Here is a 24,839-nt window from a genome sequence, read left to right on the forward strand (position 1 = left end):
CTTAGAGTTCCTCGATTCTCTTAGCGACAAAATCTAAGATTTCTTCTTTATCAATAACCCCTTTATGAAGCACCTTGCGATCCTTAATACCCTTTAATGGATATGGGATTTCAACGGCTGTTAACTTATGTAAGTCATCAATAGCCTGATAAACATCTTCCTTTTTACCAGTTAATGCTTCATAAACAGATTCTGGGAATTTATATGGTGAAGCTGTGGAGAGAAGAACTGTAGGTGTTGTATCCCCTGTATTTCTAAAGTATTCTTCATAGACACCATATCCTACTGCTGTATGTGTATCGAGAAGATAGCCATGATCGACATAGACGGTCTTAATTGTTTCAAGAACTTCTTCTTCAGATAAGAAACCAGCGCTGAACTGATCCTGAATAGTCTTGAGTGTTTCTTCATCAATACGGTAAATACCATCTTTATTGAGCTCATCCATAAAGCTCTTCACCTTAGCTGTATCACCATTAACCATGAAATATACAAGTCTTTCCAGGTTGCTTGAGACAAGGATATCCATGGCTGGCGCATTTGTCTTATAGAACTCTCTGCGGGCATCATATTCCCCTGTCTTAAAGAAGTCAGTTAAGATATTATTTTTATTAGAAGCAACAATGAAACGATGAACTGGTAAACCCATCTGCTTCGCAATCCAGCCTGCTAGACAGTTTCCGAAGTTACCTGAAGGCACGGTGAAATTCACTTGATGACCTAATTCAATTGTTCCATCTCTTACTAATGTCAGATAGCTATGAAAATAATAAACAATCTGTGGAATAAGACGGCCAATATTAATAGAATTGGCTGAAGAAAGGAAGACATTATGTTCTTCACATAAAGCCTTAAGCTTGGCGGACGCAAAAGCTTCCTTGACAGCTCTTTGGGCATCATCAAAATTACCATGAATACCAACAACTTCTACATTGTTACCTGTTGTAGTTACCATTTGCTGTTTCTGGATATTCGAAACACCATCAATTGGATAGAAGACTTTAATTGTTGTGCCAGGAACATCCTTGAAGCCTTCAAGAGCTGCTTTACCTGTATCTCCTGAAGTTGCTGCTAAAATCATGACTTCACGGTTTTCACCCTTTTTCTTTAATGAATATGTCATGAAATGTGGCAAGAGTGATAAAGCCATATCTTTAAAGGCTGCTGTCTGACCATGGAATAGCTCTGCCACATAGAGACCGCCGGCCTTCTTGAGAGGTACAACGCCTTCATCAAATAAGCCACTCGCATAAGCCTCTTTTGCTAAAGCACGAATTTCTTCCTTTGTCCCATCCGGTGTAAATGCAGAAATCACTTCTGTCGCTAAATCAACATAATCAAGCTTTAATAATGCATGTAAATCTTTCTTTTCAAACGCAAAATCAGGCACCAATAGGCCTCCATCACTGGCAATTCCCTGCAAGATTGCATTATAGAAATCTATTGGTGTCTGCCCACCACGTGTGCTTTTGTAGAGTTTATCCATAACCATCCTCCTGTAACGTTTAAAACATTGTATATAATTGTCTATCTCAAGTCAATTCTAACTCTAATATTTCTATTTTTTATAAATTCATACATTCAAATTTTGATTCTCAATACATACCTCATTATTTTATTGCATATTCCTTTTAATCATTATATTATGGAGGCATTAAAAGACAGGAGATTATTTATGAGTAAGATTAGAATTCCTGAGGATTATAAGCCTCAGTTAAACCTCATCGAAACAGAAGTTGCTGTTAAGATGATCAAAGATACTTTTGAAAGAAGACTTGCTGAACAGTTAAGATTAACACGTGTATCAGCCCCATTATTCCTTTTAAAGAATACTGGTCTCAACGATAACTTAAATGGTGTAGAACAGCCAGTACACTTCCAAAGCATTGAACTTCATGATGAAGATATTGAAATCATTCATTCCCTTGCGAAATGGAAAAGAGATGCTTTACATCGTTATGGCTTTAAGCCTCATACAGGTTTATATACAGATATGAATGCGATTAGAAAAGACGAGGAATTGGATAATCTGCATTCTATGTATGTTGACCAGTGGGACTGGGAAGCTGTTATTAACCCTGAAGATCGCACAAGAAAATTCTTTGAACGTACAGTCAAACGTATTTATTATGCTTTGCTTGATGTTGAATTCACTATGGTCCAGCATTATCCACAGTTAGGAGAACCTCTTCTTCCTGAAGAAATCACTTTTATCACAACCCAGGAACTTGAAGACCTCTATCCAGATTTAACACCAAAGGAAAGAGAAAATGCGATTGTCAAAGAAAAGAAAGCAGTTTGTCTTGAACAGATTGGTGATGTCCTGAAATCTGGCAAGAAGCATGATGGTCGTGCACCTGACTATGATGACTGGAAACTCAATGGTGACATTCTTGTCTACAACCCTGTTCTTGATGAAGCCTTAGAATTATCATCAATGGGTATTCGTGTAGACGAAAAAGCACTTCGTGAACAGCTTGCCAAGACACATGAAGAAGCAAGACTCTCATTACCTTATCATCAGAATATTCTTAACCATGTTCTCCCACTTTCCATTGGTGGTGGTATTGGCCAAAGCCGCATCTGTATGTACTTCTTGAGAAAATGCCATATTGGTGAAGTTCAGGCTTCATTATGGGATGATGATACATACAAGACATGCAGCGAACACAACATTCCACTTCTATAATCTAAAAGAAGACCCAATAGAACATTCTATTGGGTTTTTTTGTTCATGTTGATAGGTTCTTCTACTTTCGCATGCTTATAGATACGCTGAAGCTTAGCTTGGCTATTACCAGCCAAAGATCCACCACTTGTATAGAAGGGAATAATTGTTCCCGTATAAAGATCACTAAGCTTCGCAAAGCTAATAATAATTTGAGGACAACGCCCACACCAGATAGGAAAGCCAAGATAGACTTTGTCATAATCCTTAATATGCGGTATTTCACTTAAGGCTGGCAAGCTACCTGAAAGACGATCCAGAATAGCTCTTATAACCATCATTCTCTGACTTGATCGATAAGGTCGACGTTTTCTTATTTCTATCAAGTCTCCGCCTACTTCTCTTTGTAATTTCTTAGCAGCCTGCTTTGTATTTCCAGTATGGGAAAAATACGCAATCGCAATCTTCTCATTCATCTTTTTCACCTTCTTTCATAGTTTTATGGATTTCTAATCACATTCTACCAATATCTGATAGTGAGTTCTACCCTGTTAACGTCTCAGTTCATTGTGAAATAAAAATTTTTGAACTTTTTAAATATAATCCCTATATTGGGATTATATCGACCCTTTTTTATGCGAACACTTTTAAAAACTGCTAGAATAGAGGTTAGGAGGAATAGCTATGCAGATTATTGAAGGCTTTGATCTCTATCACAAGCTTGACACACTTGCTAAAGAGATTGCCAATACATCAACACCTACAGTTATCATCACAGAACATCCTGAATATGTCGAAGACATATTCTTACATCATACTGATGTTCTTTTCAATATTGAAATCAAGTCACTCATTAATTATGAAAGAGACTTACTCGTCAGAAAACATATCTTTAATACAAAGATATACAATACCCCAACACTTGTCTACAACATCAGACACATCTTACTCACAAATACATTTCAGTTTTTCAAGCTCTCAACCAATCCATATAATTTAATTGATGAAATTATTAAGGCTTTAAAACTCTTACACGAAAACAAAATACCATATGAAGATGTTGATAACGATCTTACTGCTGAAAAGCTTGCTGAACTTCAAGCTATTGATCGTTTACTTGATCTTGATGATACGTATTATTCTTTAGATGAGATTGCTCTTGATCTTATTGATGAAAGTATCAGCGAAGATATCTATGTCATTGGGGATGACTATGTTAGCTTAAGTCAACGCGCTCTCTTTACAAAGCTTGATCAATATACGCATGTCACAATGCTTTTAAGCTGTGATAAAGAAGAGCGTCTAGAGTGTGTTCTTCATCACTTCTATGAAGGGACTTACATCAACTATCATACCGATCAAGATATCATTGCCAAGCATCTCTTTGATATTGTCCCTGTTAATAAGATTGGTGAAGCTCATGTGATTAGAGGTGGGAATTATCGCCAGGAAGTATTAAAAGTTACAGCTGATATTAAAGAAAAGATTGTGAAAGAGAAAGCCCATTTTTCTGATTTCATGGTTATTACCAAGGATGATTTGTATCAGGATTATTTAAAGACGATCTTTGATCAATGGCATTATAGCCATACGATTGAAGATACCACACTCTTCTATTATGATCCTTCATTCATCAAAATCAAAAACGCCCTCCCTACTATGCAGGCACAGACATTCCATGATATCAGTCATGAACTCCTTCAGCTTGATCTCAATAATGACTATAAAGATTTACTTATGCAATTTGATAGTGATGATCCTATTACCCCCTATGAATTCTTCTACTTCCTTGTACATATCTTAAGCAGTCATCAAGCGAGTGAGCCTATTCATGATGCCATTATCGTAACTGACTTCAAACACGCCTTAAGTGCATCACCTAAGCATCTCTATATTCTTGGCTTAAATGAAGGCAGTGTTCCTGAAATCATTAGTGATGAAGGTATTCTTCTTGAAGAAGATTTCAATCATATGACAGTTCGCCCTCTTTCTTTAATTGAACGTCAGGGGCTGATCTATATGCAGATTATTCGTACACTTCACAATCCTTTACGCTCTCTTACCCTTTCTTACAGCAATGCTGATATGGATGGCAAGGAGGTTATGAAGTCTACCCTTATGACTCGTTTTGAAGATCTTTATGAACTCACTGAACCTTCTATTAATATGATGATACATCATGAACAGCTCTATTTAAGGGGTTCAAGACTGCCTGATCATCCTATTAATGAAGCTATTGATGACTATATTGCTTCTAAGAATAACGCTAAAATCATTGATGAAGTTTATCGTGATCGTCTTGGTAAGGGTATGAGTGTAAGTCGCATGGAAACTTACAACAAGTGCCCATTCCAGTATTATCTTAAATATGGCTTACGTATTTATCCACGTATTGATGATAGTCTTAAGCCTACTGAATTAGGTTCACTTGCCCATTATATTATGGAAAAATGTCTGGATGATCCTGAACATGTTCATGAACATGCCTTTGATTATATTCATGATCATCTTGAAAAGAAATATCAAGCGAATATGATCAATAAATTCTTTATTGATCACTTAGTTGAAGATATGAAGGTGAATGTTAGGGTTGTAAGAAATCAGTTGGATCATGATGCCTTTACTGTGACAGGATACGAACAGCCTATTCAGGGATTGTTTGGCGATATTCCTGTTGGTGGGATTATTGATCGTGTTGATTGTTTTGAGCACTATATGCGTATTATTGATTATAAGAGCGGGGATAAGGATCTTAATCTTGACTTTGCGGCTCAGGGCTTCAATATCCAGATGCTTGTCTATCTCGACTTGTTGAAGAAAGAGACAAAACTAGATCCTGGAGCTATTCTTTATTATTCAATGAAACGCCGTATTCTAACGCATGCGATTGATAAGAAATATACCCTTCACTCGGCCTTTGACCTGAATAAATATCATGCCCAGTTTACAATGAAAGGCTATGTCATTGATGATGAGAAGTATACAGTCACAAATGCTTGTGATATAGCTTCCATTCCTGTTAATTTAAAAAAAGATGGTACACCTGATAAACACAGTCATATTATTTCCCAGGAGAAATTGGATTTTATCATGAAACTCATTACAGACTATATTACTGAACTCTATGAAAAACTAAGAGCGGGCAATATTCCTATTCTTCCAACTCAGTCTGACAACAATAATCCATCCATCTATCCATGTACATTCTGTGATTATAAGAGCGTTTGTCTTTTTGATGTCTTCTACAATGAAAACAGGCTCATCAAAAGCAAATATCTCAGCACTTTAAAGGAGGAGGAAGCAAATGAGCAGCTTTAATAAAGAACAAGAACAAGCGATTATGACAAGGGGCAAGACGATTCTTGTCAGTGCGCCAGCTGGTTCAGGTAAGACAAGAATTCTTGTTGAAAGAATGCGTCGTTTAATTGAAGAAGACCGTTATGAAATAGATAACTTTCTTGTCTTAACTTTCACTGATGCCGCTGGTAAGGAAATGAAGCAACGCTTAAGCTTGCAGCTTCATGAAGACTTAGCTGATTCATCTATTGACGATGATACAAAAACTCATATTGAACGCCAGCTTCTCAAGCTTCCCCAGTCCTATATGACAACCTTCGACTCTTTCTGTAAGGCATTACTTGAGAAATATGGCTATCTTGTTGGAGTTATGCCTGGCTTTGAAGTCAATGCTTCACCTGAGCTTATTCAAAGTACTGTTCTTGATCAATGTTTTGATAAATGGATAGTTAATCCCAAGTTTCAGGATTATATCCGCCGTCATAACTTAAAAAATAACTTTGATGACTTAAAAAAAACGCTCATTAACTACAATGCTTCCACAGGTTCCTATGTCAACTTTCAGGAAACTTTACAAGAATTCTATAATACTTACTATCACATCGATGATTTCTCATCTTCACCCATCTTTGACTTACTTGTAAGAAGCTATAAGGATGCTTTTGAAGATGCCCTTTCTAACTACAATACGCTAGAGAACTATTGTTCTAAAGAGAATTTTGAATGCTTCTTTACTGGCAATGAAAAGAAAGTATCGATTGCCGAATCGCTTAGTACATATCTTATGAGTCATGTTGATGCCTTTAAGCACAGATTAACTTATGATACGTTCTTATCCTTACTCAAAGACAAGCCTGCACCTTCTGCCAATATGGCCTGGAAGGATATGGGTCTAGAAAGTGGTGATGAAAAACGTAAACGTTATGATGATTTGAAGAAGAGAGTTATGGCTCCAATCAATGACCTGAAGGATATCATCTGGATTAAGGATCTTAATGAATTTGAAGAGCTTTTAAACTTAAGCTTTCAAGATATTCAGTTCTTGCTTGGAAAAGATGGCTTGCTGGAATCCTTCCAGGCTGCCTATCTTGAGGAAAAGAAGCGCCTCAATCAGCTTGACTTCCATGATTTAGAAGAATATGCCACAAGACTGCTTTCAGATAATCTTCCTGTACTTAAAACAATCAATGCCTCACTTAAGGAAATCATGCTTGATGAATATCAGGATACAAACCAGATACAGGAAAACCTTGTCTTGAAGCTGGCTGGACAAGCTCATGATTGTCAAGGTTTACAGGTTGTACCAATGTTTATGGTTGGTGATATGAAACAATCCATCTATCGTTTCCGTCAGGCAGATCCAAGAATCTTTAAAGAAAAGTTTGATACCTATGTGCCTTATGAAAATGCAACTGAGCAAGATAAGTTTATTCGTATTGATTTAAAACATAACTATCGTAGTGAGAAGGCTGTTCTTGATAGTATTAATTATATTTTTGATTGTATTATGGATAATGAAATTGGTGGACTTGAATATTTCAATGATCCTAATGCCCTTTTAAGATATGATTATGTCGTTAAAAAGAAGAGCTTAGAAGAATTAAGCCAGATTCATGACTATGATAGCGAAGTGATGATTGGATTTAGCGAGAAAACAAAAGAGTATACAAAATCTGAACTTGAAGCCCACATGATTGCTTCTAAGATCATCAAGATGCACGAAGAAGAAGGCTATGAATTCAAAGACTTTGCCATCTTAATGCGTAATACAACAGATTTTATTACCTACAAGAAAATCTTTGAAAGCTATGGCATTCCTGCCAACATTACACTTTCCAAAGGTCTCTTTGATTCCAATGAAGCCATTTCTCTTATCGCCTTAATGAAGGCACTTATTAATCCCAATGATGATATTGCCATGGCTAGTGTACTGCACAATAACTTTGTCTTTTCACACTTTGATGAAAATGAACTTCTTGCCATGCGTGATCAAAGCGAACAGCCAGAAAGCCTCTATGAAGATGTGAAGAAGGCAGGTACATACAAAAGTGAATGTTTTATCGATACCTTTGAAAACTTACGTAAAATAGCCTTAACATCATCGCCATATGAAACCCTCATTGCGATTCTAGAAGCAAGTCGCTATCAGGACTTTGTTGCTTCACTCATCAATGGTGAACAGCGTTCTAGTAATATCGATACTTTGGTTGAGCTTGCCCGTTCAAGTGATGAATATCGTTATCTCGAAGATTTTGTGGACTTTGTAGACTCAGGTGTTCAGAAGTCACCAGGTAAGATTGCCAGTGATGAAAGTAATGCTGTTGAATTTATGACGATACATAAATCAAAAGGTCTACAGTTTAAGGTTGTCTTCCTCTCAAATATGCAACATAAATTTAATACAGCTGATGAAACTTCCTATATCTTAATGGATCAGGCTAATGGTATTGCTTCCAAGTATCGTCAATTCAGAGAGACGGATGAGTTTGGAAATGTTCTTGTTGAATATGAAAACCCTTATCGTAATCTCATTGGCATGGCAATTCATAAAGAAGCTATTGATGAAGAAATGCGTATTCTCTATGTTGCTTTAACCCGTGCTGAAAAGAAACTAGTAATGACTGCTGTGATCGATGATGAAACACGTCTTATCGATCTTGCAGCTAAAGTACAAGCTAACGAGAGTGACCCTAATCGTGCTTCCAACAATACCGTCATTTTCAACAATCATTTAAGAAAAGTGAATTGTTTCTTTGACTGGATCATGATGGCTTTAATGCGTCATCCTGATATAGAAAATGACCTAAAGTCCTACATTCCTGCAATTACTCCAAATCTTGATTTAAGACGTACTGGCTTTAAAAAGCTCAATAATGAAGAAACAGCCTTGGCACGTTTCCATCTTGAGATTAAAAGCTTAACTGAGATTACAAGCACAATATCGCAAAAACAAACACTTGATGCCATTGACCAATACCACCAGGTTCAAGATTATTACAACTATGTCTACCCCTATCAAGACAAAGAACGCTCTATCGCCGTTACAAAACTACAGGCGCTAGCTGATGAAGCAGGCTTTGAACATCTCGAGAGTCAGTCATCAAGACGTGAAGATGCTTTAAGTCTTGGTACACTTGTTCATAATGTCCTTTATTATTGTCCATTTGATGAAACAGACTTTACAACACTTATTACACGTCTCAAAGATGAAGGGATGTTTACTGATGATGAATATCAGCTTATTCATCAATACCAGCATCATCTTGATGACTTTAGAGAAAGCGATGTCTATAAGATTATTGCGAAGAGTACATTCTATAAGGAAAAGCCGTTTCGATATTTTAATGGAGAACAAGTCATCAATGGTATCTTTGATATTGTCTTTATTCATGGAGATGATGTCTATGTCCTAGACTACAAGACTGACCACATCACATCTTCAAATTCCTATAAGACACTACAAGATAAGCATCGCATTCAGCTAGAAACATATAAAGAAATACTGACTAAGCAATTTCATAAACCTGTAAAAGGTTATGTATACTATTTAGAAACAAATCAAATGATTGAAGTATAGGGGAAATTATTGCTTATTTCCCTTACTTTTTGTAGAATTAAAGAGACAGGATAGTTAGGAAAAGGAAGAGGTTAGAATATGAGATTTGTAGAATATGGCAATCCAAAATTACCAACGATTATGTTGGTGCATGATATTGGATTATCTTATTGGGCTTATGCGGATATCAAGGAAGAGCTTGCGAAAGAATACCATGTTGTCTTACCGATACTTGATGGCATTGATGAAGAGTTTCAGTCAATTGAAGATGAAGCAAATAAGATCATGATGTTTATTCATAATAAATGTGATGGTCATGTCTATGCATTAGGTGGTTTGGCTTTTGGCGCCAAGATTGTCCTTGAAGTCCTCAGCAAGAATTCTAATATCGCAAGTTATGCGATTATTGAGAGTGTTGACCTCTATCCTACAAAAGGCCTTTCTTCCCTTGCCCCTAAGGTAGCTTTATCGATTTCCAATCTCACAAAATATCGCTGGTTTACATCTCGTCAGGCTGCTGCTACTGGTCTTCCAAAGGAACTTAATACACGTTATCATGAAACGCTTAAGAGTATTTCAAGTGTTTCTTTTGAACACTATATTGAAGAAGAGTATAAATTTACTTTACCTCCTACATTAAAGAATACTTCGGCAAGAACATTGATTATCTTTGGTGAAAAGGAGCCACATAATACACGTCTATCAGCACGTCTGATTAATGAGACGATTCCATATAGTCAAATGTATCAGATTCTTGGTATGACACATGGGCAGTTCTCTTTGCAGCATCCTCATCACTATGTCCGTTTATTAAAACGTTTATTTAGAAACTAAGGCTGGTTATCCAGTCTTTTCTTTTCGCAAAAAAACAGCTAGCATGACGCTAACTGTTTGTAGAAGTATCGAATTGTGAATAATAAAGCTTATGATAGAAGCCATGCTGGGCAAGCAATTCCTGATGTGTGCCCTGTTCAAGAATATGGCCATCATTCATGACAATAATCTTATCTGCCTTTTCAATTGTCGAAAGACGATGGGCAACAATGAAAGTTGTTCTGCCCTTCATCATTTCATCAAAGGCTGACTGAATCTGACGTTCTGTTCTTGTATCAATCGATGATGTTGCTTCATCCAATATCAACATTGGTGGATCAGCCAACATGATACGGGCAATACATAATAACTGACGCTGGCCCTGGGAGAGGTTGCTGCCTTCTTCTTGAAGCAAAGCATCGTAACCATCTTTAAGCTGCATAATGAATTTATGGGCATGGGCATTCTTGGCTGCCTGAATGATTTGTTCATCCGTTGGATTTGTAGAACCATAGGCAATATTGTCCTTAATTGAGCCCTTGAAAAGCCATGTATCCTGTAAAACCATGCCATAGAGGGAACGCATATAATGGCGGTCCATATCTTGGATATTGACGCCATCAATAGTAATGGTTCCCTTTAATGGCTCATAGAAACGCATCAACAAGTTAATCAATGTTGTTTTACCACATCCTGTTGGACCAACAATTGCGATTGTCTGACCTGCCTTAACATCAAGATGAAAGTCTTCAATAAGTGGTTTTTCAGGTACATAGGAGAATTGAAGTGAATCAATCTTAATATCACCTTGTGGATGTTCTATTGTACTAGCATTTCTTGGTTCAACAATTTCATCCTCATCAATAATCTTAAAGACACGATCAGCACAGGCTAAGGCTGTCTCTAGTTCAGTAAAGACATTGGAGATATCATTGAATGGCTTTGTATACTGGTTGGCATAAGTTAAGAATGAAGAAAGTGCACCAACTGTAATACCACCATTTAGTACTGTGAAAGCACCAAAGATTGTCACAGCTGCATAGACAATGGCATTCACGAAACGTGTTGAAGGGTTGACAAGTGCACCTAAGAACTGACTCTTGACACCACTGACAAATAGACGCTGATTGATTTCATCAAAAGCTGCTTTATTGACTTCCTCATGTGAGAAAGCCTTAACAACCTTCTGATTACCAATCATCTCTTCTACATAACCAGAAAGCTCACCACGTATAGCTAACTGTTCCTGGAAATATTTATAGACTCTTGTGGCTATCTGGCTTGAGACGATTAAGGAAATAGGTGTTAATATGATTACAATTAATGCAATCTTGATATTAATGGCCAGCATGAAGCCTATTGTCCCAATGATGGTTGCTACTCCGGCAAAGAGATTTGTAAAGCCCTGCAGCAAGCCATCAGAAATTAAATCAATATCTGCAATCATACGGCTCATAAGATCACCATGAGAATGAGAATCGATATATTTAAGGGGTAAAGCATGATATTTCGCAAATAACTGATCACGTAAATCTTTCGTAATTTCGAATGTCATCTTTGAAGAAAAACGACCAACAAGATAATTAGTGATAGCAGCTAGAATAACAGTAATAATAATCTGTACAATACGAATAGAAAGATAAGAGAAATTGACTTTTCCTTTACCAATCATTGTATCAATAGCACGACCAATGAGCACTGGTGTCATCAAAGTAAAAACGATATTGATAGCAGAGAAGATTAAGGCAAAGATAAGATAGGATTTATAAGGAGAGATAAAACGCATTAGGCGTATGAGTGTATTTTTATTTTTCATTGTTCTCTCCTTCCATCTGTGATTTCACAATTTCTTGATAGAGCGTACATGTCTGTAAGAGTTCATCATGTGTACCCATTGCCGCAAGCTTACCATGATCTAGGACAAGAATCTTGTCCGAATTCATAATGGCAGAGACACGCTGGGAAACGATGATGGATGTTGCATGCATTTTCTTGATATCTCGACGAAGTTTTGCATCGGTCGCAAAATCAAGGGCACTTGCTGAATCATCAAGAATGAGAATTTCTGGCTTTCTGACAAGAGCTCTCGCAATTGTCAGGCGCTGACGCTGTCCACCAGAGACATTCTTTCCGCCTGCTTCTATCTTTGTTTTTAAGCCATCAGGTAACTTGTCGATAAATTCCTTTGCCTGGGATATCTTGATGGCATTATTGAGATCTTCATCACTTGCACTGCTATTGCCCCAAAGCAAGTTCTCTTTAATTGTGCCACTAAAGAGTGTTGCTGACTGGGGAACAATACCAATCATATGTCGCAATGTATCGTAATGGTAATCTTCGATAGGTTGATCCTTAATGAGAATACGACCTTCTGTGGCATCATAGAAACGAGGAATCAAATTAACGAGCGTACTCTTGCCTGAACCAGTACCGCCAATAATACCCACTGTTTCTCCTTCATTAATAGTAAATGAAAGATGCTCAAGAGCCTGACCTTCTTTATAGCTGAAGCTTACATCGTCAAATGTAATGAGGTGGTTGTAGCTATCAGGCATATCTTGACTTCCTTCAACCATATTTGGCTTAAGACTTAAAACTTCCTGAACACGCTGTGAAGCTGCTGTCGCCTTGACATAAATAAGAATAACATTCGCAAAGGCATACATAGAAAGCATAATTGCGTTCATATAGTTAATTAAGGCAATAACTTCCCCCTGTGTTAATGTCCCTAAGTTGACTTTAATTGCACTGACATAAAGAATCAAAATAATACCTGTATTAACAATAACAGTTGTAGCCGGATTCATCAGTGATGATAAATAGCCAGCATGAACTTGTTCATCTTTTTGTGTCTTCGTCGTTTCGATAAAACGCTTCTTTTCATTTTCTTGCTTATTAAATGCACGGATAACACGTACACCGGATAAGTTTTCTCGCGTAATCAAGCTAATCTTATCCATTAACTTATTAATACGATGATAAATAGGCTGTGTGCGGCTCATGACAAAGTATATAGCGAGGGCAATCAGTGGTGAGATGACTAAGAAAACTAAGCCAACCTGCCAGTTAAGAATAAAGGCCATTACAAGTGAACCTATAATGATAAATGGTGAACGTGACAGTAAGCGAATTGTCATGGCAATCGCTAATTGAAGCTGATTGACATCATTAGTGATTCTTGTAATAAGTGTAGGTGTACCTAAAGTATCCAAATCTTCATAATCATAGTTATTGATGGCTTCAAACATATCTCTACGCATCAACGTTCCCATTCCCTGGGATGTCAAAGAGGCAAAGTATTGACAGATGATGGCTGACCCATAGCCAGCCAAAGCTAAAACAAACATCACAATGCCCATATGAATAATATATGTCGTATTGCCTTTCGCAATACCCTGATCAATAATCTTGGCAACTACAACGGGCACCATCAATTCAAAAAAAGCTTCAACAAGCTTAAAGAAAAAACCGAGAATGCCTTGCCATTTATAAGGCTTAAAATATTTTTTCCAGAACATTTTCCTTCTCCTTCTTGTCAAATTATAAGTTTTTTAGTATTATATTACAAATATATGTTAGATATTAATATTATACGTAGGAGATATGCTTATGGATATTAAACAGATGCTCTATTTTAAGACTATTGTCGATGAAGGAACGATCTCTAAAGCTGCTATTAAATTACATATGGCCCAGCCACCTCTATCAATGCAACTTAAGAGCCTGGAAGAAGAGCTAGGCACTGGTTTGTTGATTCGTGGACGCCGTCATGTCACACTTACAAGTGCTGGACGTTTATTTTATCGCCGTGCTTGTCAGATGCTTGCGCTTGAAGAACTCACTCTCCATGAGATGAAGAATGTGTCGAAGGAGACATTACGTATAGGTGTCACTTCTTCCAATAGTCCTTTGCTTCATGAAAATGCTGTCATTAATTATATTAAAGATAATCCAACCCTTCATCTTCGTATTAAAGAAGGTACAACAAGAGAAATTATTGATAATCTTCTTGCCCACGATATTGATATCGGTTTTATTAGAACACCCTTTGATGGATTAAACATTAAAGCATACTTCTTTGAAAAAGAACCAATGGTAGCCATTGGTCCTCAGGAAATTATTGATGAAAAGAAGAATCATCTTATTGACTATAAAGATTATCCTTTAATCGTACATCGCAGATATCATTCCGTAATAACAGAATATGCCATCAATACGCTTTCTTTCAACCCCAACATTCATATTCAGGCTGATGATTGTCGTACATCCATCTTCTGGAGCCATGTCCTTTCTCAGATTGCCATTATTCCTAAGACAGCATTACCCCTCATTGAAAATATGAATTTAAAAGCTGTTGAGCTTGAAGATGAAGCCCTTTATACAGCGGTATCGATTGCCATGCGTAAAGATGATGAAATATCTCAACGAGCGAAAGAATTTATAAGACTCTTTGGCACACAAGGCTTAAAGAGCCCGCATTAATTTCAAAATGGTAATGGTGACTCAATATCTCTTCACCATCAAAATTACCTGAACAATGACAATAGACATCACAGGCCTGCACCTTAAAGGTGTGGGTCTTTTTGATATTGGAAAGCGTTCTTGTAAGAATATGCCGAATGTAATAAGGAGCGTTGAACTTATGGATTTTCTCTAAAACTACAAGATCAAGATAACCATCAGTTAATGACGCTTGTGGGGTGATTTCAAAACCACCACCATAATAATGTCCATTGTTGATGGCACATAATGTCACCTGTCCTTCATATAAAACCTGTTGGTTACTTTTAATCGTGACATAGTTAAAATCGTAGCTCTTGATATTTCTTAGAATAGAAAGAATATAACTCTTTGACTCTGGAATAAAGGGTACATTGACAACATCATGAACATGATTGGCAATGGCAGCATCAATTCCAAAACAGCCAGAATTGATATAATAGAGGTCATTCATTTTCACAGTATCAATTCTTTGTGCATGCCATTGCAAGGATTCTCTAAGGACGTCTTCGGCTTTCTTCACGCCATTATTGACATAGCGAGAAAAGTCATTGCCTGTACCATAAGGAATGACAACCATTTCATGCTTCGTATGAACAAGTGCCTGAACAACCTGATTCATAAAGCCATCTCCACCAACTGCATATACACGTACCGGTGTTCTATATTCCTTCATGATACTTATGACATGGTTTGGATACTGTGAGATATGAATATCATAATCATATCCTTTCATGATTTTATGAATCGTTGGCAAGAAGGAATGTGTTGTTCCTTCAGATTTTAATAAGAATACATGTTTCATACATTCTTCCTTTCGAGTACATAGAAATAGCGATAGAAGTTCCCTTTTCTTAAATAGCACTTATGATGATAATTTAACTGCATGGCTTTAAACTCCTCATCATACTCAACATGTGTGATGGCCACACACTTAGACGCAATATGACATGCTTCATTGATCAAATCAAGCTGTTGTTCTTTTGAAATATGGGAATATACACCATAGGGTACATCAATAATGGATAGATCATAATGTTCAGTTATATCATGAATATCACGTTTTGTAATAAGCAATGGATCATAGCCAAAGTATTCAACATTTAAACGCCCCTTATAGCTTACATCGCGATTGATATCACTGCCCCTGATATCCAATCCCATAGCTAAACCTTCTAATACAACCGTCCCAACTCCACAGCATGGATCAATAATTTTTAAATCATTATGTATTCCATTTCCAAGATTAATGGCACAGCGTGCTGCCTTAATAGATAAGGAATGGGAATAGGAATATGGCTTATGTTCATAATGATGCCATTCTCTATTCTTTTCAAGCTGACCAAAGTAATAAACACCTTCAATATAAGTCAAGGCAAAGATATCTTTAGGATGAACAAGATCAGTATCACCACCAATAACCTCAGATAGCTTAGAACAATAGCTTAAAGAAGTACGATAGTCTAAATGTGTTAAAGCATTCTTATAATAGATAACTTTAAAACAATCAGAATACAGTTTTAATTTCTCTACTTCTTTTAAAAGTAGCGATATTGAAGTAGAAGAAGCAAGAATAGTGAGTCGATCTTTAATAAAGACTGAACGGGTAAAAGGAATATCCAATTGTGAGAAGTGATAACGAGATGTAAAAGGTTGTTGAAAAAAGACTTGAAATTCTTCCTGACAAATATTCTCTTCATCAGGTTCAAAGTAATTTAATATATATAAATAGTTCATGTACTCAGTATATCTTTTTTAGAAGTCATTGTCATGAATATTGATAAATAGTAAAATATTCTCGAAATCTAGGGGGTGTTATTATTAACCAGTATATAAGTAGGCTCAAAGAGAAATTAGATACACCACAGCTTTTCCTCTTTATTGCCTTTGGCGCTTTGTTTTTACCTTTTTATATAACGCTTATTGTACACGCTATTGAACTGATTATTTTATTAAAGAGAGGAGAGCTTGTTGAAGCATATAAGAATACGAAAGCTAGTTATTTCATATTGTTTTTCTGTGCTTTACTTGCAATTGTCTCGCTCTTTTATCAGAACTATCTTGGTATCTTAGTAACAGTAGGAATCTTGATGCTCGGCAGTTTTGCCGTATACTACCGCCAGCATATCAGTGCTGAGAGCTTTGAATTCTTTATGGATACAACACTCATTCTTTCGCTTGTAGCCGCACTTGTTGCCATCATTCAGTACTTTATTATTCTTCATCGATTTAATATTGATGGCTTTGAACTTATTATTTTCAATACTCCAAAGAACAGAGTGGATTCATTCTATTTTAATGCGAATTATTATGCCATGATGATTGAATTCTGGGTAGGTATTGCCTTCTATAAGATATTGCGATTAACTCAAGAAGAACATGTAAACTTTAAGAAGATTGGTGGTTATTGCATTATTATTCTCATCAACCTCTTCACATTAGTCCTTTCAGGCTGTCGTACAGCTTGGCCAGCCATGCTTGCCGGACTTGCCATCATGTTGTTGTTTGCGCATTTCTATAAGCTTTTTGGCCTTATTGTGGCAGGTGGGATGGCCTCAGCAGGCTTCCTCTTCACCCATAAGAGCTATATTCCACGTGCAAGCAATATTACGAAATATCTTGGAGTAAGACAAAAAATATGGCGTGCCGCCATAGCATCCATCAAAGATCATCCGCTCTTTGGTGAAGGTCCATTGACTTATATGCATATCTGGAAGCAATACAACGGTCATAATACTCAGCATGCCCATAACATCTTCCTCGATCCCCCTCTCTCATTTGGGATTGTCGGTATTCTTATGATATTACCTTATTTTATCAGCTGTATCAAAAGAACATATATCACTTATAAGCTTCATAAAAACGATACCCTTGTAGCATTAATCATTGGATTGATTGTCATGACATATATTCATGGCTTACTTGATTATACAATCTTTTTCATTCAGACAAGCTTTACGCTCTTTATGGTCATCAGTAGTTTTGATATTTATCGTGAAGAGATTGATATGTATAAAAAATAGCTTTAATAGCTATTTTTTATTATTACAATACATACTATAGTTTGTCTTTTTATACAAACTATAGTGAATTGAAGAAAGGATTGATGTGAAGTAAACTATAGTTATGTCTAAAAATGTAAACTATAATTTGGGTGGTCGTGTTAAGACACTACGTGAAAACAGAGGCTGGAGTCAAGAGAAATTAGCGACAAAGGTGGGTGTTACGACGGCTTATTTAGGAGATATAGAACGCAATACAAAGAATCCAACATTTCATGTCATTACACACATTGCCCAAGCCTTTTGTATGTCATTAACAGAGTTCTTTGATGAACAAATTCTTCCATCATCAGATGATTTAGAATTCATAGATAGAGAAATCATACAAGAGCTTTCAACCTTTACTGATCCAATGGATAAAAAATCTATTCTTAAAATAATTCTTCTCATTAAAAGTCTACAATCAACTCCTGATAAAAAAGAGCTTGAATAATTCAAGCTCTTTTTATCACAGTTCTAAATATATAAACAGTTTCAGTACAAAATAAAAAAATGCGAACCCATCCTCATAGGTCCAGATGTAGGTGATGTCGGCGCACCACACGGCATCTAGACCTACAATCCAGAAACAGGAACTTTTAGTGAGAATTTTTAAAAAACCCTCTGAAAGCAGAGCTTTTGCATACTCTCCTGTCTGTCAATCACACCCACAGAATACCACAAAACCGGGCCCACTGACATAGGCCCGATTAAATTCATTCCGAATTCATTCGATGATTACGCGACTAAACAGGAACTTTCAATGAGAATTGAGCGATGATAAATATCTCTTTTCACATACCAGCTATAGTCTAATATAAAGACACCTATTCTGAAGTAAATCCCAAAAGTTGTACAAATTGAAAATTCACAAGTGTTTTTTCAGTTAATTCACTATAGAAAATACTTTCAGTGTTAGGAACACAGTTGTAAAAAATTATAATCATCACTTAGATGTGAATAGTCTTAAAAATATCTGCATAAAAGTAAACCAATACATAGCATGAGAATGTTAACCCATTCTGTCCTATATTTGATCAAGGAAATTTAATCCACTCCATCGAGCAAAGAAGCCTACATTTTAGTAGTCCATTATAATCTCAACATTCTTAAGTTTCTGTTCATCTATATTGTCTTTCTTTTTAAGGCAATCCGCTATATAGTCAATCGACTCACTTTCTTTCACAAATCCCATCAGCTTTGTAGATATGCATCCTTTGCCCTCATTAACCACAAAACTATGTGTAGCTCTTAGATAGCCATAGGGCGCAGAGAGTTCCAATTCATCATTGATGATCAGGCCCCCACCTTCAAAAGCTTGCCGAAACATTTCCTCATAGCTATCGCAGATAACATCTTCATAGTGACGTGTATAGCGTTTGAAGCTATCGATGGAAACTGAACGTAGATGGATAAGCCTATTAGGGATTGTCTGCATACCTATATAGTCATAGATAGAGCAGACAGCCGAATCCTTCTTTACAAGTTCATTAGATAGGAATACCTCAGTATAGCGATTGATGAATTCAATACATTCTGCAAAGTAGTACTTGAAACCTGCAGTCTTCATGTTACGCAGCAGCCGCTTCGCTACATTATAGACAATGAAGTCCTTATACTCTGTTTCCGCTTGCATGAGTTTCTCATAGGCTATAAAGATATCAAAGAGCCGCGGGTTCTTATAACTAGATGTTGTTGTATGACTATGCTTGAAATAATTGTAGAGACTTTCCTGCACATAGGAAATCTTCTGACAGTGACATATGATGATAGGAATTAAGGCAAGATCTTCATAGACCATCTTCTCATAATGATATTCTTGCCATAATTCACGTCTATAGATCTTATTCCAGGAATAGGCATTATTCTCCCCATAAGCAAGATATGTGCCAATGTCTATGCTAGATGCTGGCTCAGGTAGACTGATGACATCTTCTTCACGCTGCTCATCATCAAAGATCTTATGCACATCACAAACCACCATATCGCTATCATGAATGACAGCTTCTTCATAGAGGTGCTCGAACATATCTATTTCAACCCAGTCATCAGCATCCACAAAGCCAATATAGTCACCCGTAGCTTCTTCAATCCCACGATTTCTGGCCATGCCTTGCCCATTATTGGTTGTATGCAGAACTTTCAGGAAGTCATATTCCTCAGCATACTTGTCACATATCTCAGCTGTTTTATCAATACTGCCATCATTCACAACAATGATTTCTAAACCATCTCTCATTGTCTGATGGACAAGAGAATCGAGACATCGATGAATATTTTTCTCTTCATTATAGGCAGCCACAATTACAGATAGTTTCATAAGGCGCTCTCCTCTTCCAAACGAATTATATTAAAAATATTATTCTTCATGTCAACATCCATTATAAAAGGCCCTTCATTCTCTTCAAAGGTTAGGTATTTGATCACCTCTAAACATTGCAGGCAACTTATCAATCCTACTCCAGCACCAAATGATGCTTTTTGTCTACAATCTGGATGGTTTGCAGGCTTAAAAATATCTGAATAAGGTGGATAGTTACTTTTCTTTCTACTATAGACAAATCCTTTAAATCCTTCTACAGCACTAAAAAACACCGGTGTACTTCTTTTGGAACATAAGTCATCTAGTAAATATCTTGTTGCAAGGTTATCAACACAATCGAGAATAATATCAGCATCTTGCAAAAGAACATCAGCATTACTTTTATCTAAATACTTTTTATACTTTTTCACTTTAGCATATTGATTAATTTCCTTCACTTTTTCTTCAGCAGAATCCACTTTATATCTTCCTATATCTTTCTCTAAATGTATTATTTGCCTATTTAAATTAGTAGTATCAACCTTATCACCATCTATCAAAATCAGCTTTTTAACTCCTAAGGCAACTAAATAAAGAATATTAAGAGATCCTAATCCACCACACCCCACAATTGCCACTGTGACATTTTGTACATTGCTCATACCATTTCGAATTTCTGGTATCAATAGTTGTCTTGAATATCTATTATCTTCCATATTATCCACCAGCTAATTGCAAAAGTACATATACTTTCTTTGTCATAGGTTCTAAAGCATCAAACACTTCCATAGCATTATAGAATTGATTATTAATCATAAACGAGCAATTCCATTTTATTTCATCATTTTCAAACAGTTCAGGAAGAATTTGCTTTAGTTCTTTAATAAACTGCTCTTTCGTTGTGAATTTCGAAATCAAATAGTTCTTACCAGCAAAACATATATCCATTTAATTCTTCTCCCTTTCGTTAAAAATAGCTAAATAGTTACAATATCAATATCATCTCTATGATTATATTATAGCAACGCATCAGGTTGTAACAGATGTTTAACCTGTTCAATATTTATACTATCATCAAACGCATACAACGTGAAGACAATGACCAGCTCTCCTGTCCTTACTGCCGAGGGCGGCTCATCAATGAGACGAATTGTCTGAAAAACACGCATCCTGAGTTGATGAAAGAGTGGGCTGCTAATGAGAATGCTCTTATTGAGGTATCGGCCACTGAAATAAGCGACAAGTATAATGGAAAGGCCTGGTGGATATGTCCTGTGTGCGACTACAAATACACAATGTCTGTGCAGGCTAGATGCCTGAAAGAAAAACGTCACCAGAACGCACGTCCAAGATGCAATGGTAGACTACAGAAAAGACTTCATTTCCTCTGATTGTCATGAAACGCCCATAATAGATGTTGTAGGGCGTTTTAAATTTCAATAAACCAAGTGAACAAAAAATAAAGTTCATTTTTATAAATTCAAGGAAAATACATTTTTTAAGATAATATCGTGAATTAATATGCCGTAACTATAAAATCAATGGCACAGCGTAAATAAAAAAGCGAGTTGTTCGGATAACCCGGACTTCTCGCTCTCACAATCAACATTATAGCAATATGCTTTTTGTATCATATAAATTGACACTATCAATATGTAATATAATGAATCAATCGAAATTCTTATAGAAATGTTCTGGCTTCTATCATGTCAATAAATTATTCTCAAAAGTTCATTTTTCTGAAAATATCTCCAAAATTTTTTCAGAAAATCCAATTTTTTCAGAAAAGATTTTAAAAGGAATGGTGCCGGAGATGGGATTCGAACCCACGACCTACTGGTTACGAGTCAGTTGCTCTACCAATTGGAGCTACTCCGGCAAGTACTTAGTTATTATATCATGAAATGTGTGAAAGTATAGTGAAAATTGACAAGTCATAAGATTGATTATTATAATGGAAATACAAGGAGTGGATATTATGGCGATTAAATATAAGGCAAAAGATACTGATGATTTAGAAAAAGAATTAGAAGAATGGTCAATGAATATGAATCTTTTCCAGACTGTGGCAACAAGTGATGAGAAAGAGAAAGTTGTAAAAGTAGAGTCTGATGAACTAGCTGATGACCACAGTAAACGTTCTACCTATGAGAATGAAGAACTCAAGAATTCTGATCTATAATACAAAACCTCATCTATTTAGATGAGGCTTTTTTCTTAGGCATTCTTTTTCAGTAAATCTCTAATTTCTTCAAGCAATACAACTTCATCGCTCTTTGCAGGTGCAGCTTCTTCAACAGCTTCTTCCTTCTTAAAACGATCCTTAGCAGTATTAAGTGCCTTAATAATTGCGAAGACACAGAGTGCTAAAAGAATAAAGTTAATGAATGATGAAACAAATGCACCATAAGCAATATGAACAGGTCCAACCTGTGCTGTTGCTTTATCTAGTGATGCTGGTATTTTGATGATGGCTGAAACAACACCCATAAACATATTGACTAAGGCTGTTACAACGTCCTTTAAAGCACCACCTAAAATAACACCGACTGCCATATCAATGACATTACCAGTAAATGCGAATTCTTTAAATTCATTCCATAAATTTTTCATATTATCTTTCCCCCAATGTCATTATTATACATTGTGATATCAGGATTATGCAATAGTTCAAACTTGTTTTTCTTTACTTCATGAGAAAGAAAAAAACAATCTATATAATATAGATTGCTTTAACCAAGGGCAACATCAAGTACCATCATAACCGCAAACCCAACCGCAAAACCAATTGTTGCGATATTGGAATGTTTTCCCACGCTTGCTTCAGGAATCATTTCTTCAACAATGACATAAATCATAGCACCTGCGGCAAATGATAATAAATATGGGAGAATAGGAATCATAATACTTGATAATAACACAGTAATCAGACCAGCAATAGGTTCAACAATACCAGAAAGTGTTCCCATCATAAATGCCTTTTTCTTACCGCTGCCTTCAGCAGCTAATGGCATTGAGATAATGGCACCTTCAGGGAAGTTCTGAATGGCAATACCAATTGATAAAGCCAACGCTCCCGCAAGTGTAATCGTTGCATTATTTGCAGCACTGCCAGCTAAGACAACACCAACGGCCATTCCTTCTGGAATGTTGTGGATGGTAACAGCTAAGACCATCATTGTTGTTTTCTTGAGATGGGCATGTAAGCCTTCAGGTTCTGTTTCATTTATGTGGAGATGTGGTGTCAATGCATCAATAGCCAACAAGAAGAAAATTCCAAGCAATAAACCAATTAATGCTGGTATGAAGGCAAGTTTTCCCATCTTGCTTGACATATTCATTGCCGGTATAAGCAAGCTCCAGACTGAAGCTGCCATCATGACACCCCCGGCAAATCCGAGTAATATTTTTTGTAAGAGCTGATTCATTTCCTTCTTCATTAGAAAGACCATGGCACTGCCTAAAGTCGTTCCTACAAAAGGAATAAGCAACCCAATTAATATATTCTTATTCATAACTTTTCCTTTCTTTTTTCTCACGTTATCATTCCCGCTTCCATTAGTCAACGAAGATGATAGAGAAAAGAAAAAAAGCCCTAGATTGGGAAGTGTCTAGGACTAAGTAGTCTTTTGGGAATTGTAAGGAAAGTTTATGAAGTTTTTTGACTACACTTATAGAATAGACAAAGATGTTGTTAGAATTATCATTGTATTGTGTGAGATTATGGTTTTGGCTTGACAATCAGGCCTTTCAAGAAATGATGACCTTTACCTTCATTTCTGAGATAGAAATAGCCAATAACACTAAAGACAATCGCACCAATAAAATTGACAAGTAAGTCCTTCATTGTATCAAGAAGCCCAATGTCAAGATAGCCATTAGGTATGACAACCTGTGTACCACCCTTTGTATAGATGACTGTTTTAATGATATCTTTGACTTGATAAGGTATCTGGGAATGGGTTGGATCTAGTGTTACTGAACCAATATTCTTAATAATGAAGTCCTTCTGCATATCTAAGTAAAATAGCTGATCAGCCGTAAATTCAATGAACTCCCATAATACACCTATTGTCATCGAAAAACAGAAAGAGACAAGAATAAGATAGAATGGCGATAAGTTGATATTCTTTGAATTACGATTAAGAATATAGACAAGTGAGAAGCCAATTGCTGCACATAAGAAGCCATTGATCGTATGCAACATCGTATCCCAGCCCAATATAGCAGTATAGTAGTGATTAACTTCTCCTAGTATCTCTGCCGCAAAGATAAAGAGATAAATGATGCCTTGAAATAATCCAGGTATATCCACTCTTAATTTCTCTTCAAAGATGGATGGTAGAAGAAACAGTAATAAAGATAATATACATAAAGCGACACTTTCATAGCTGCCTCTTAAAAAAGATAATACTGCTGTGACAATCACAAGGAATCTCAGGACTTTATAGAGTTTATATGTTCCTTTATGTTCTTTAATCAGTTCCTTTTGTCTTTTAATATATTGACGAATTTTCATATTTGTTACTCCTTTGCCTCAGTCTAACATATTTCATGACAATATAGGAACAAATATTGTTTACGGATGAGTAGATCGTATGATGTCTTGTTTTCTAGAAATGACATGAAAAAAGATTGATAGAAGTTCTTCAAGATATTTGT

21 protein-coding genes and 1 tRNA gene are annotated in these 24,839 nt (G+C 36.2%); 9 read left to right on the plus strand and 13 right to left on the minus strand.

The annotated features are described in order from the left end of the window. Window position 1: 1 nt before the first annotated feature. Complete coding sequence (thrC, locus tag T529_RS0102625; protein WP_033162071.1) at window positions 2-1,486, minus strand: threonine synthase; 1,485 nt, start codon at window positions 1,484-1,486, stop codon at window positions 2-4. Between the two features lie 189 nt (window positions 1,487-1,675). On the opposite strand from thrC, the gene asnA reads away from it, so the two are divergent. Further along, window positions 1,676-2,689 carry an aspartate--ammonia ligase gene (gene asnA / locus T529_RS0102630; protein WP_033162072.1) on the plus strand — a complete coding sequence of 338 codons (1,014 nt, stop codon included), beginning with the start codon at window positions 1,676-1,678 and terminating at the stop codon, window positions 2,687-2,689. 26 nt (window positions 2,690-2,715) lie between these two features. On the opposite strand, the gene T529_RS0102635 is transcribed toward asnA, so the two are convergent. Beyond that, window positions 2,716-3,144 carry a flavodoxin gene (locus tag T529_RS0102635; protein ID WP_051646809.1) on the minus strand — a complete coding sequence of 143 codons (429 nt, stop codon included), beginning with the start codon at window positions 3,142-3,144 and terminating at the stop codon, window positions 2,716-2,718. A gap of 208 nt (window positions 3,145-3,352) precedes the next feature. On the opposite strand from T529_RS0102635, the gene T529_RS0102640 reads away from it, so the two are divergent. The 3 genes from T529_RS0102640 (at window position 3,353) to T529_RS0102650 (ending at window position 10,355) form a co-directional block, all read left to right on the plus strand. Beyond that, entirely contained in the window at window positions 3,353-5,986 is a 2,634-nt protein-coding gene (locus T529_RS0102640) for a PD-(D/E)XK nuclease family protein (RefSeq protein ID WP_033162073.1), read from the plus strand. Beyond that, entirely contained in the window at window positions 5,973-9,542 is a 3,570-nt protein-coding gene (locus T529_RS0102645) for a UvrD-helicase domain-containing protein (RefSeq protein ID WP_033162074.1), read from the plus strand. The genes T529_RS0102640 and T529_RS0102645 overlap by 14 nt, the downstream gene beginning before the upstream one ends. Window positions 9,543-9,620: 78 nt before the next feature. Further along, window positions 9,621-10,355: an alpha/beta fold hydrolase gene (locus T529_RS0102650; protein ID WP_033162075.1), complete on the plus strand. Its 735-nt coding sequence runs from the start codon at window positions 9,621-9,623 to the stop codon at window positions 10,353-10,355. Between the two features lie 49 nt (window positions 10,356-10,404). Here the strand turns inward: T529_RS0102650 and T529_RS0102655 are convergent, their stop codons facing one another. Further along, on the minus strand, window positions 10,405-12,150 hold the full coding sequence (locus tag T529_RS0102655; RefSeq protein ID WP_033162076.1) for an ABC transporter ATP-binding protein: 1,746 nt from the start codon (window positions 12,148-12,150) through the stop codon (window positions 10,405-10,407). Next, window positions 12,140-13,852: an ABC transporter ATP-binding protein gene (locus T529_RS0102660; RefSeq protein ID WP_033162077.1), complete on the minus strand. Its 1,713-nt coding sequence runs from the start codon at window positions 13,850-13,852 to the stop codon at window positions 12,140-12,142. Before T529_RS0102660 ends, T529_RS0102655 begins: the two co-directional genes overlap by 11 nt. 91 nt (window positions 13,853-13,943) lie before the next feature. Between T529_RS0102660 and T529_RS0102665 the strand changes: the two genes are divergently transcribed. Beyond that, entirely contained in the window at window positions 13,944-14,816 is an 873-nt protein-coding gene (locus tag T529_RS0102665) for a LysR family transcriptional regulator (RefSeq protein WP_033162078.1), read from the plus strand. Here the strand turns inward: T529_RS0102665 and T529_RS0102670 are convergent. Both T529_RS0102670 and T529_RS0102675 read right to left on the minus strand, forming a co-directional pair. Continuing rightward, on the minus strand, window positions 14,773-15,639 hold the full coding sequence (locus T529_RS0102670; protein ID WP_033162079.1) for a diacylglycerol/lipid kinase family protein: 867 nt from the start codon (window positions 15,637-15,639) through the stop codon (window positions 14,773-14,775). The two genes, T529_RS0102665 and T529_RS0102670, sit on opposite strands and share 44 nt — an antisense overlap. After that, window positions 15,636-16,571: a TRM11 family SAM-dependent methyltransferase gene (locus T529_RS0102675; protein WP_033162080.1), complete on the minus strand. Its 936-nt coding sequence runs from the start codon at window positions 16,569-16,571 to the stop codon at window positions 15,636-15,638. The genes T529_RS0102670 and T529_RS0102675 overlap by 4 nt, the downstream gene beginning before the upstream one ends. A 158-nt stretch (window positions 16,572-16,729) precedes the next feature. Here T529_RS0102675 and T529_RS0102680 point away from each other — a divergent pair, with 158 nt between their 5' ends. Both T529_RS0102680 and T529_RS12445 read left to right on the plus strand, forming a co-directional pair. Next, window positions 16,730-17,857 carry an O-antigen ligase family protein gene (locus T529_RS0102680; RefSeq protein WP_238560773.1) on the plus strand — a complete coding sequence of 376 codons (1,128 nt, stop codon included), beginning with the start codon at window positions 16,730-16,732 and terminating at the stop codon, window positions 17,855-17,857. Between the two features lie 103 nt (window positions 17,858-17,960). Continuing rightward, on the plus strand, window positions 17,961-18,329 hold the full coding sequence (locus T529_RS12445; protein WP_051646811.1) for a helix-turn-helix domain-containing protein: 369 nt from the start codon (window positions 17,961-17,963) through the stop codon (window positions 18,327-18,329). A 627-nt stretch (window positions 18,330-18,956) separates the two neighbouring features. Here T529_RS12445 and T529_RS0102690 read toward each other — a convergent pair. From T529_RS0102690 to T529_RS0102700, 3 genes are read right to left on the minus strand one after another with little or no spacing between them, the layout of a single operon-like run. Beyond that, a complete protein-coding gene (locus T529_RS0102690) occupies window positions 18,957-20,195 on the minus strand; it encodes a glycosyltransferase family 2 protein (protein ID WP_051646812.1) in 1,239 nt (412 codons plus the stop codon). Beyond that, window positions 20,192-20,893 carry a HesA/MoeB/ThiF family protein gene (locus T529_RS0102695; RefSeq protein ID WP_051646813.1) on the minus strand — a complete coding sequence of 234 codons (702 nt, stop codon included), beginning with the start codon at window positions 20,891-20,893 and terminating at the stop codon, window positions 20,192-20,194. The genes T529_RS0102690 and T529_RS0102695 overlap by 4 nt, the downstream gene beginning before the upstream one ends. Before the next feature lies 1 nt (window position 20,894). Continuing rightward, window positions 20,895-21,125: a hypothetical protein gene (locus T529_RS0102700; RefSeq protein WP_033162082.1), complete on the minus strand. Its 231-nt coding sequence runs from the start codon at window positions 21,123-21,125 to the stop codon at window positions 20,895-20,897. A 230-nt stretch (window positions 21,126-21,355) separates the two neighbouring features. On the opposite strand from T529_RS0102700, the gene T529_RS13715 reads away from it, so the two are divergent. Next, window positions 21,356-21,568: a zinc-ribbon domain-containing protein gene (locus tag T529_RS13715; RefSeq protein WP_033162083.1), complete on the plus strand. Its 213-nt coding sequence runs from the start codon at window positions 21,356-21,358 to the stop codon at window positions 21,566-21,568. Between the two features lie 411 nt (window positions 21,569-21,979). Here the strand turns inward: T529_RS13715 and T529_RS0102710 are convergent. Further along, window positions 21,980-22,056, minus strand: a tRNA-Thr gene (locus tag T529_RS0102710). Between the two features lie 99 nt (window positions 22,057-22,155). Here T529_RS0102710 and T529_RS0102715 point away from each other — a divergent pair. After that, window positions 22,156-22,359 (plus strand): hypothetical protein, encoded by a 204-nt coding sequence (locus T529_RS0102715; RefSeq protein ID WP_033162084.1) that lies wholly within the window; start codon window positions 22,156-22,158, stop codon window positions 22,357-22,359. 35 nt (window positions 22,360-22,394) lie between these two features. Here T529_RS0102715 and mscL read toward each other — a convergent pair whose 3' ends face one another. From mscL to T529_RS0102730, 3 genes are all read right to left on the minus strand, one after another. After that, window positions 22,395-22,790: a large conductance mechanosensitive channel protein MscL gene (gene mscL, locus T529_RS0102720; RefSeq protein ID WP_033162085.1), complete on the minus strand. Its 396-nt coding sequence runs from the start codon at window positions 22,788-22,790 to the stop codon at window positions 22,395-22,397. A 119-nt stretch (window positions 22,791-22,909) separates the two neighbouring features. Beyond that, the gene (locus T529_RS0102725) at window positions 22,910-23,692 is read right to left on the minus strand and encodes a ZIP family metal transporter (protein ID WP_033162086.1); all 783 of its coding nucleotides are present in this window, start codon (window positions 23,690-23,692) and stop codon (window positions 22,910-22,912) included. 206 nt (window positions 23,693-23,898) lie between these two features. Next, the gene (locus T529_RS0102730) at window positions 23,899-24,696 is read right to left on the minus strand and encodes a DUF2238 domain-containing protein (protein WP_051646814.1); all 798 of its coding nucleotides are present in this window, start codon (window positions 24,694-24,696) and stop codon (window positions 23,899-23,901) included. Between the last annotated feature and the right edge of the window lie 143 nt (window positions 24,697-24,839).

Origin of the sequence: Sharpea azabuensis DSM 18934 (genome assembly GCF_000702165.1) — a bacterium.
Classification (GTDB): Bacteria; Bacillota_I; Bacilli_A; order Erysipelotrichales; family Coprobacillaceae; genus Sharpea; species Sharpea azabuensis.

Bases quoted from the DNA above. Each gene is read 5' to 3' on its own strand.
- T529_RS0102635 (WP_051646809.1), bottom strand. From the start codon at position 3,144: ATGAATGAGAAGATTGCGATTGCGTATTTTTCCCATACTGGAAATACA.
- T529_RS0102655 (WP_033162076.1), bottom strand. From the start codon at position 12,150: ATGAAAAATAAAAATACACTCATACGCCTAATGCGTTTTATCTCTCCT.
- T529_RS0102690 (WP_051646812.1), bottom strand. From the start codon at position 20,195: ATGAAACTATCTGTAATTGTGGCTGCCTATAATGAAGAGAAAAATATT.
- T529_RS0102730 (WP_051646814.1), bottom strand. From the start codon at position 24,696: ATGAAAATTCGTCAATATATTAAAAGACAAAAGGAACTGATTAAAGAA.
- T529_RS0102650 (WP_033162075.1), top strand. From the start codon at position 9,621: ATGAGATTTGTAGAATATGGCAATCCAAAATTACCAACGATTATGTTG.
- T529_RS0102645 (WP_033162074.1), top strand. From the start codon at position 5,973: ATGAGCAGCTTTAATAAAGAACAAGAACAAGCGATTATGACAAGGGGC.
- T529_RS0102725 (WP_033162086.1), bottom strand. From the start codon at position 23,692: ATGAATAAGAATATATTAATTGGGTTGCTTATTCCTTTTGTAGGAACG.
- mscL (WP_033162085.1), bottom strand. From the start codon at position 22,790: ATGAAAAATTTATGGAATGAATTTAAAGAATTCGCATTTACTGGTAAT.
- T529_RS0102695 (WP_051646813.1), bottom strand. From the start codon at position 20,893: ATGGAAGATAATAGATATTCAAGACAACTATTGATACCAGAAATTCGA.
- T529_RS12445 (WP_051646811.1), top strand. From the start codon at position 17,961: ATGTCTAAAAATGTAAACTATAATTTGGGTGGTCGTGTTAAGACACTA.
- thrC (WP_033162071.1), bottom strand. From the start codon at position 1,486: ATGGATAAACTCTACAAAAGCACACGTGGTGGGCAGACACCAATAGAT.
- T529_RS0102675 (WP_033162080.1), bottom strand. From the start codon at position 16,571: ATGAACTATTTATATATATTAAATTACTTTGAACCTGATGAAGAGAAT.
- T529_RS0102665 (WP_033162078.1), top strand. From the start codon at position 13,944: ATGGATATTAAACAGATGCTCTATTTTAAGACTATTGTCGATGAAGGA.
- T529_RS0102715 (WP_033162084.1), top strand. From the start codon at position 22,156: ATGGCGATTAAATATAAGGCAAAAGATACTGATGATTTAGAAAAAGAA.
- asnA (WP_033162072.1), top strand. From the start codon at position 1,676: ATGAGTAAGATTAGAATTCCTGAGGATTATAAGCCTCAGTTAAACCTC.
- T529_RS0102640 (WP_033162073.1), top strand. From the start codon at position 3,353: ATGCAGATTATTGAAGGCTTTGATCTCTATCACAAGCTTGACACACTT.
- T529_RS0102670 (WP_033162079.1), bottom strand. From the start codon at position 15,639: ATGAAACATGTATTCTTATTAAAATCTGAAGGAACAACACATTCCTTC.
- T529_RS13715 (WP_033162083.1), top strand. From the start codon at position 21,356: ATGAAAGAGTGGGCTGCTAATGAGAATGCTCTTATTGAGGTATCGGCC.
- T529_RS0102700 (WP_033162082.1), bottom strand. From the start codon at position 21,125: ATGGATATATGTTTTGCTGGTAAGAACTATTTGATTTCGAAATTCACA.
- T529_RS0102660 (WP_033162077.1), bottom strand. From the start codon at position 13,852: ATGTTCTGGAAAAAATATTTTAAGCCTTATAAATGGCAAGGCATTCTC.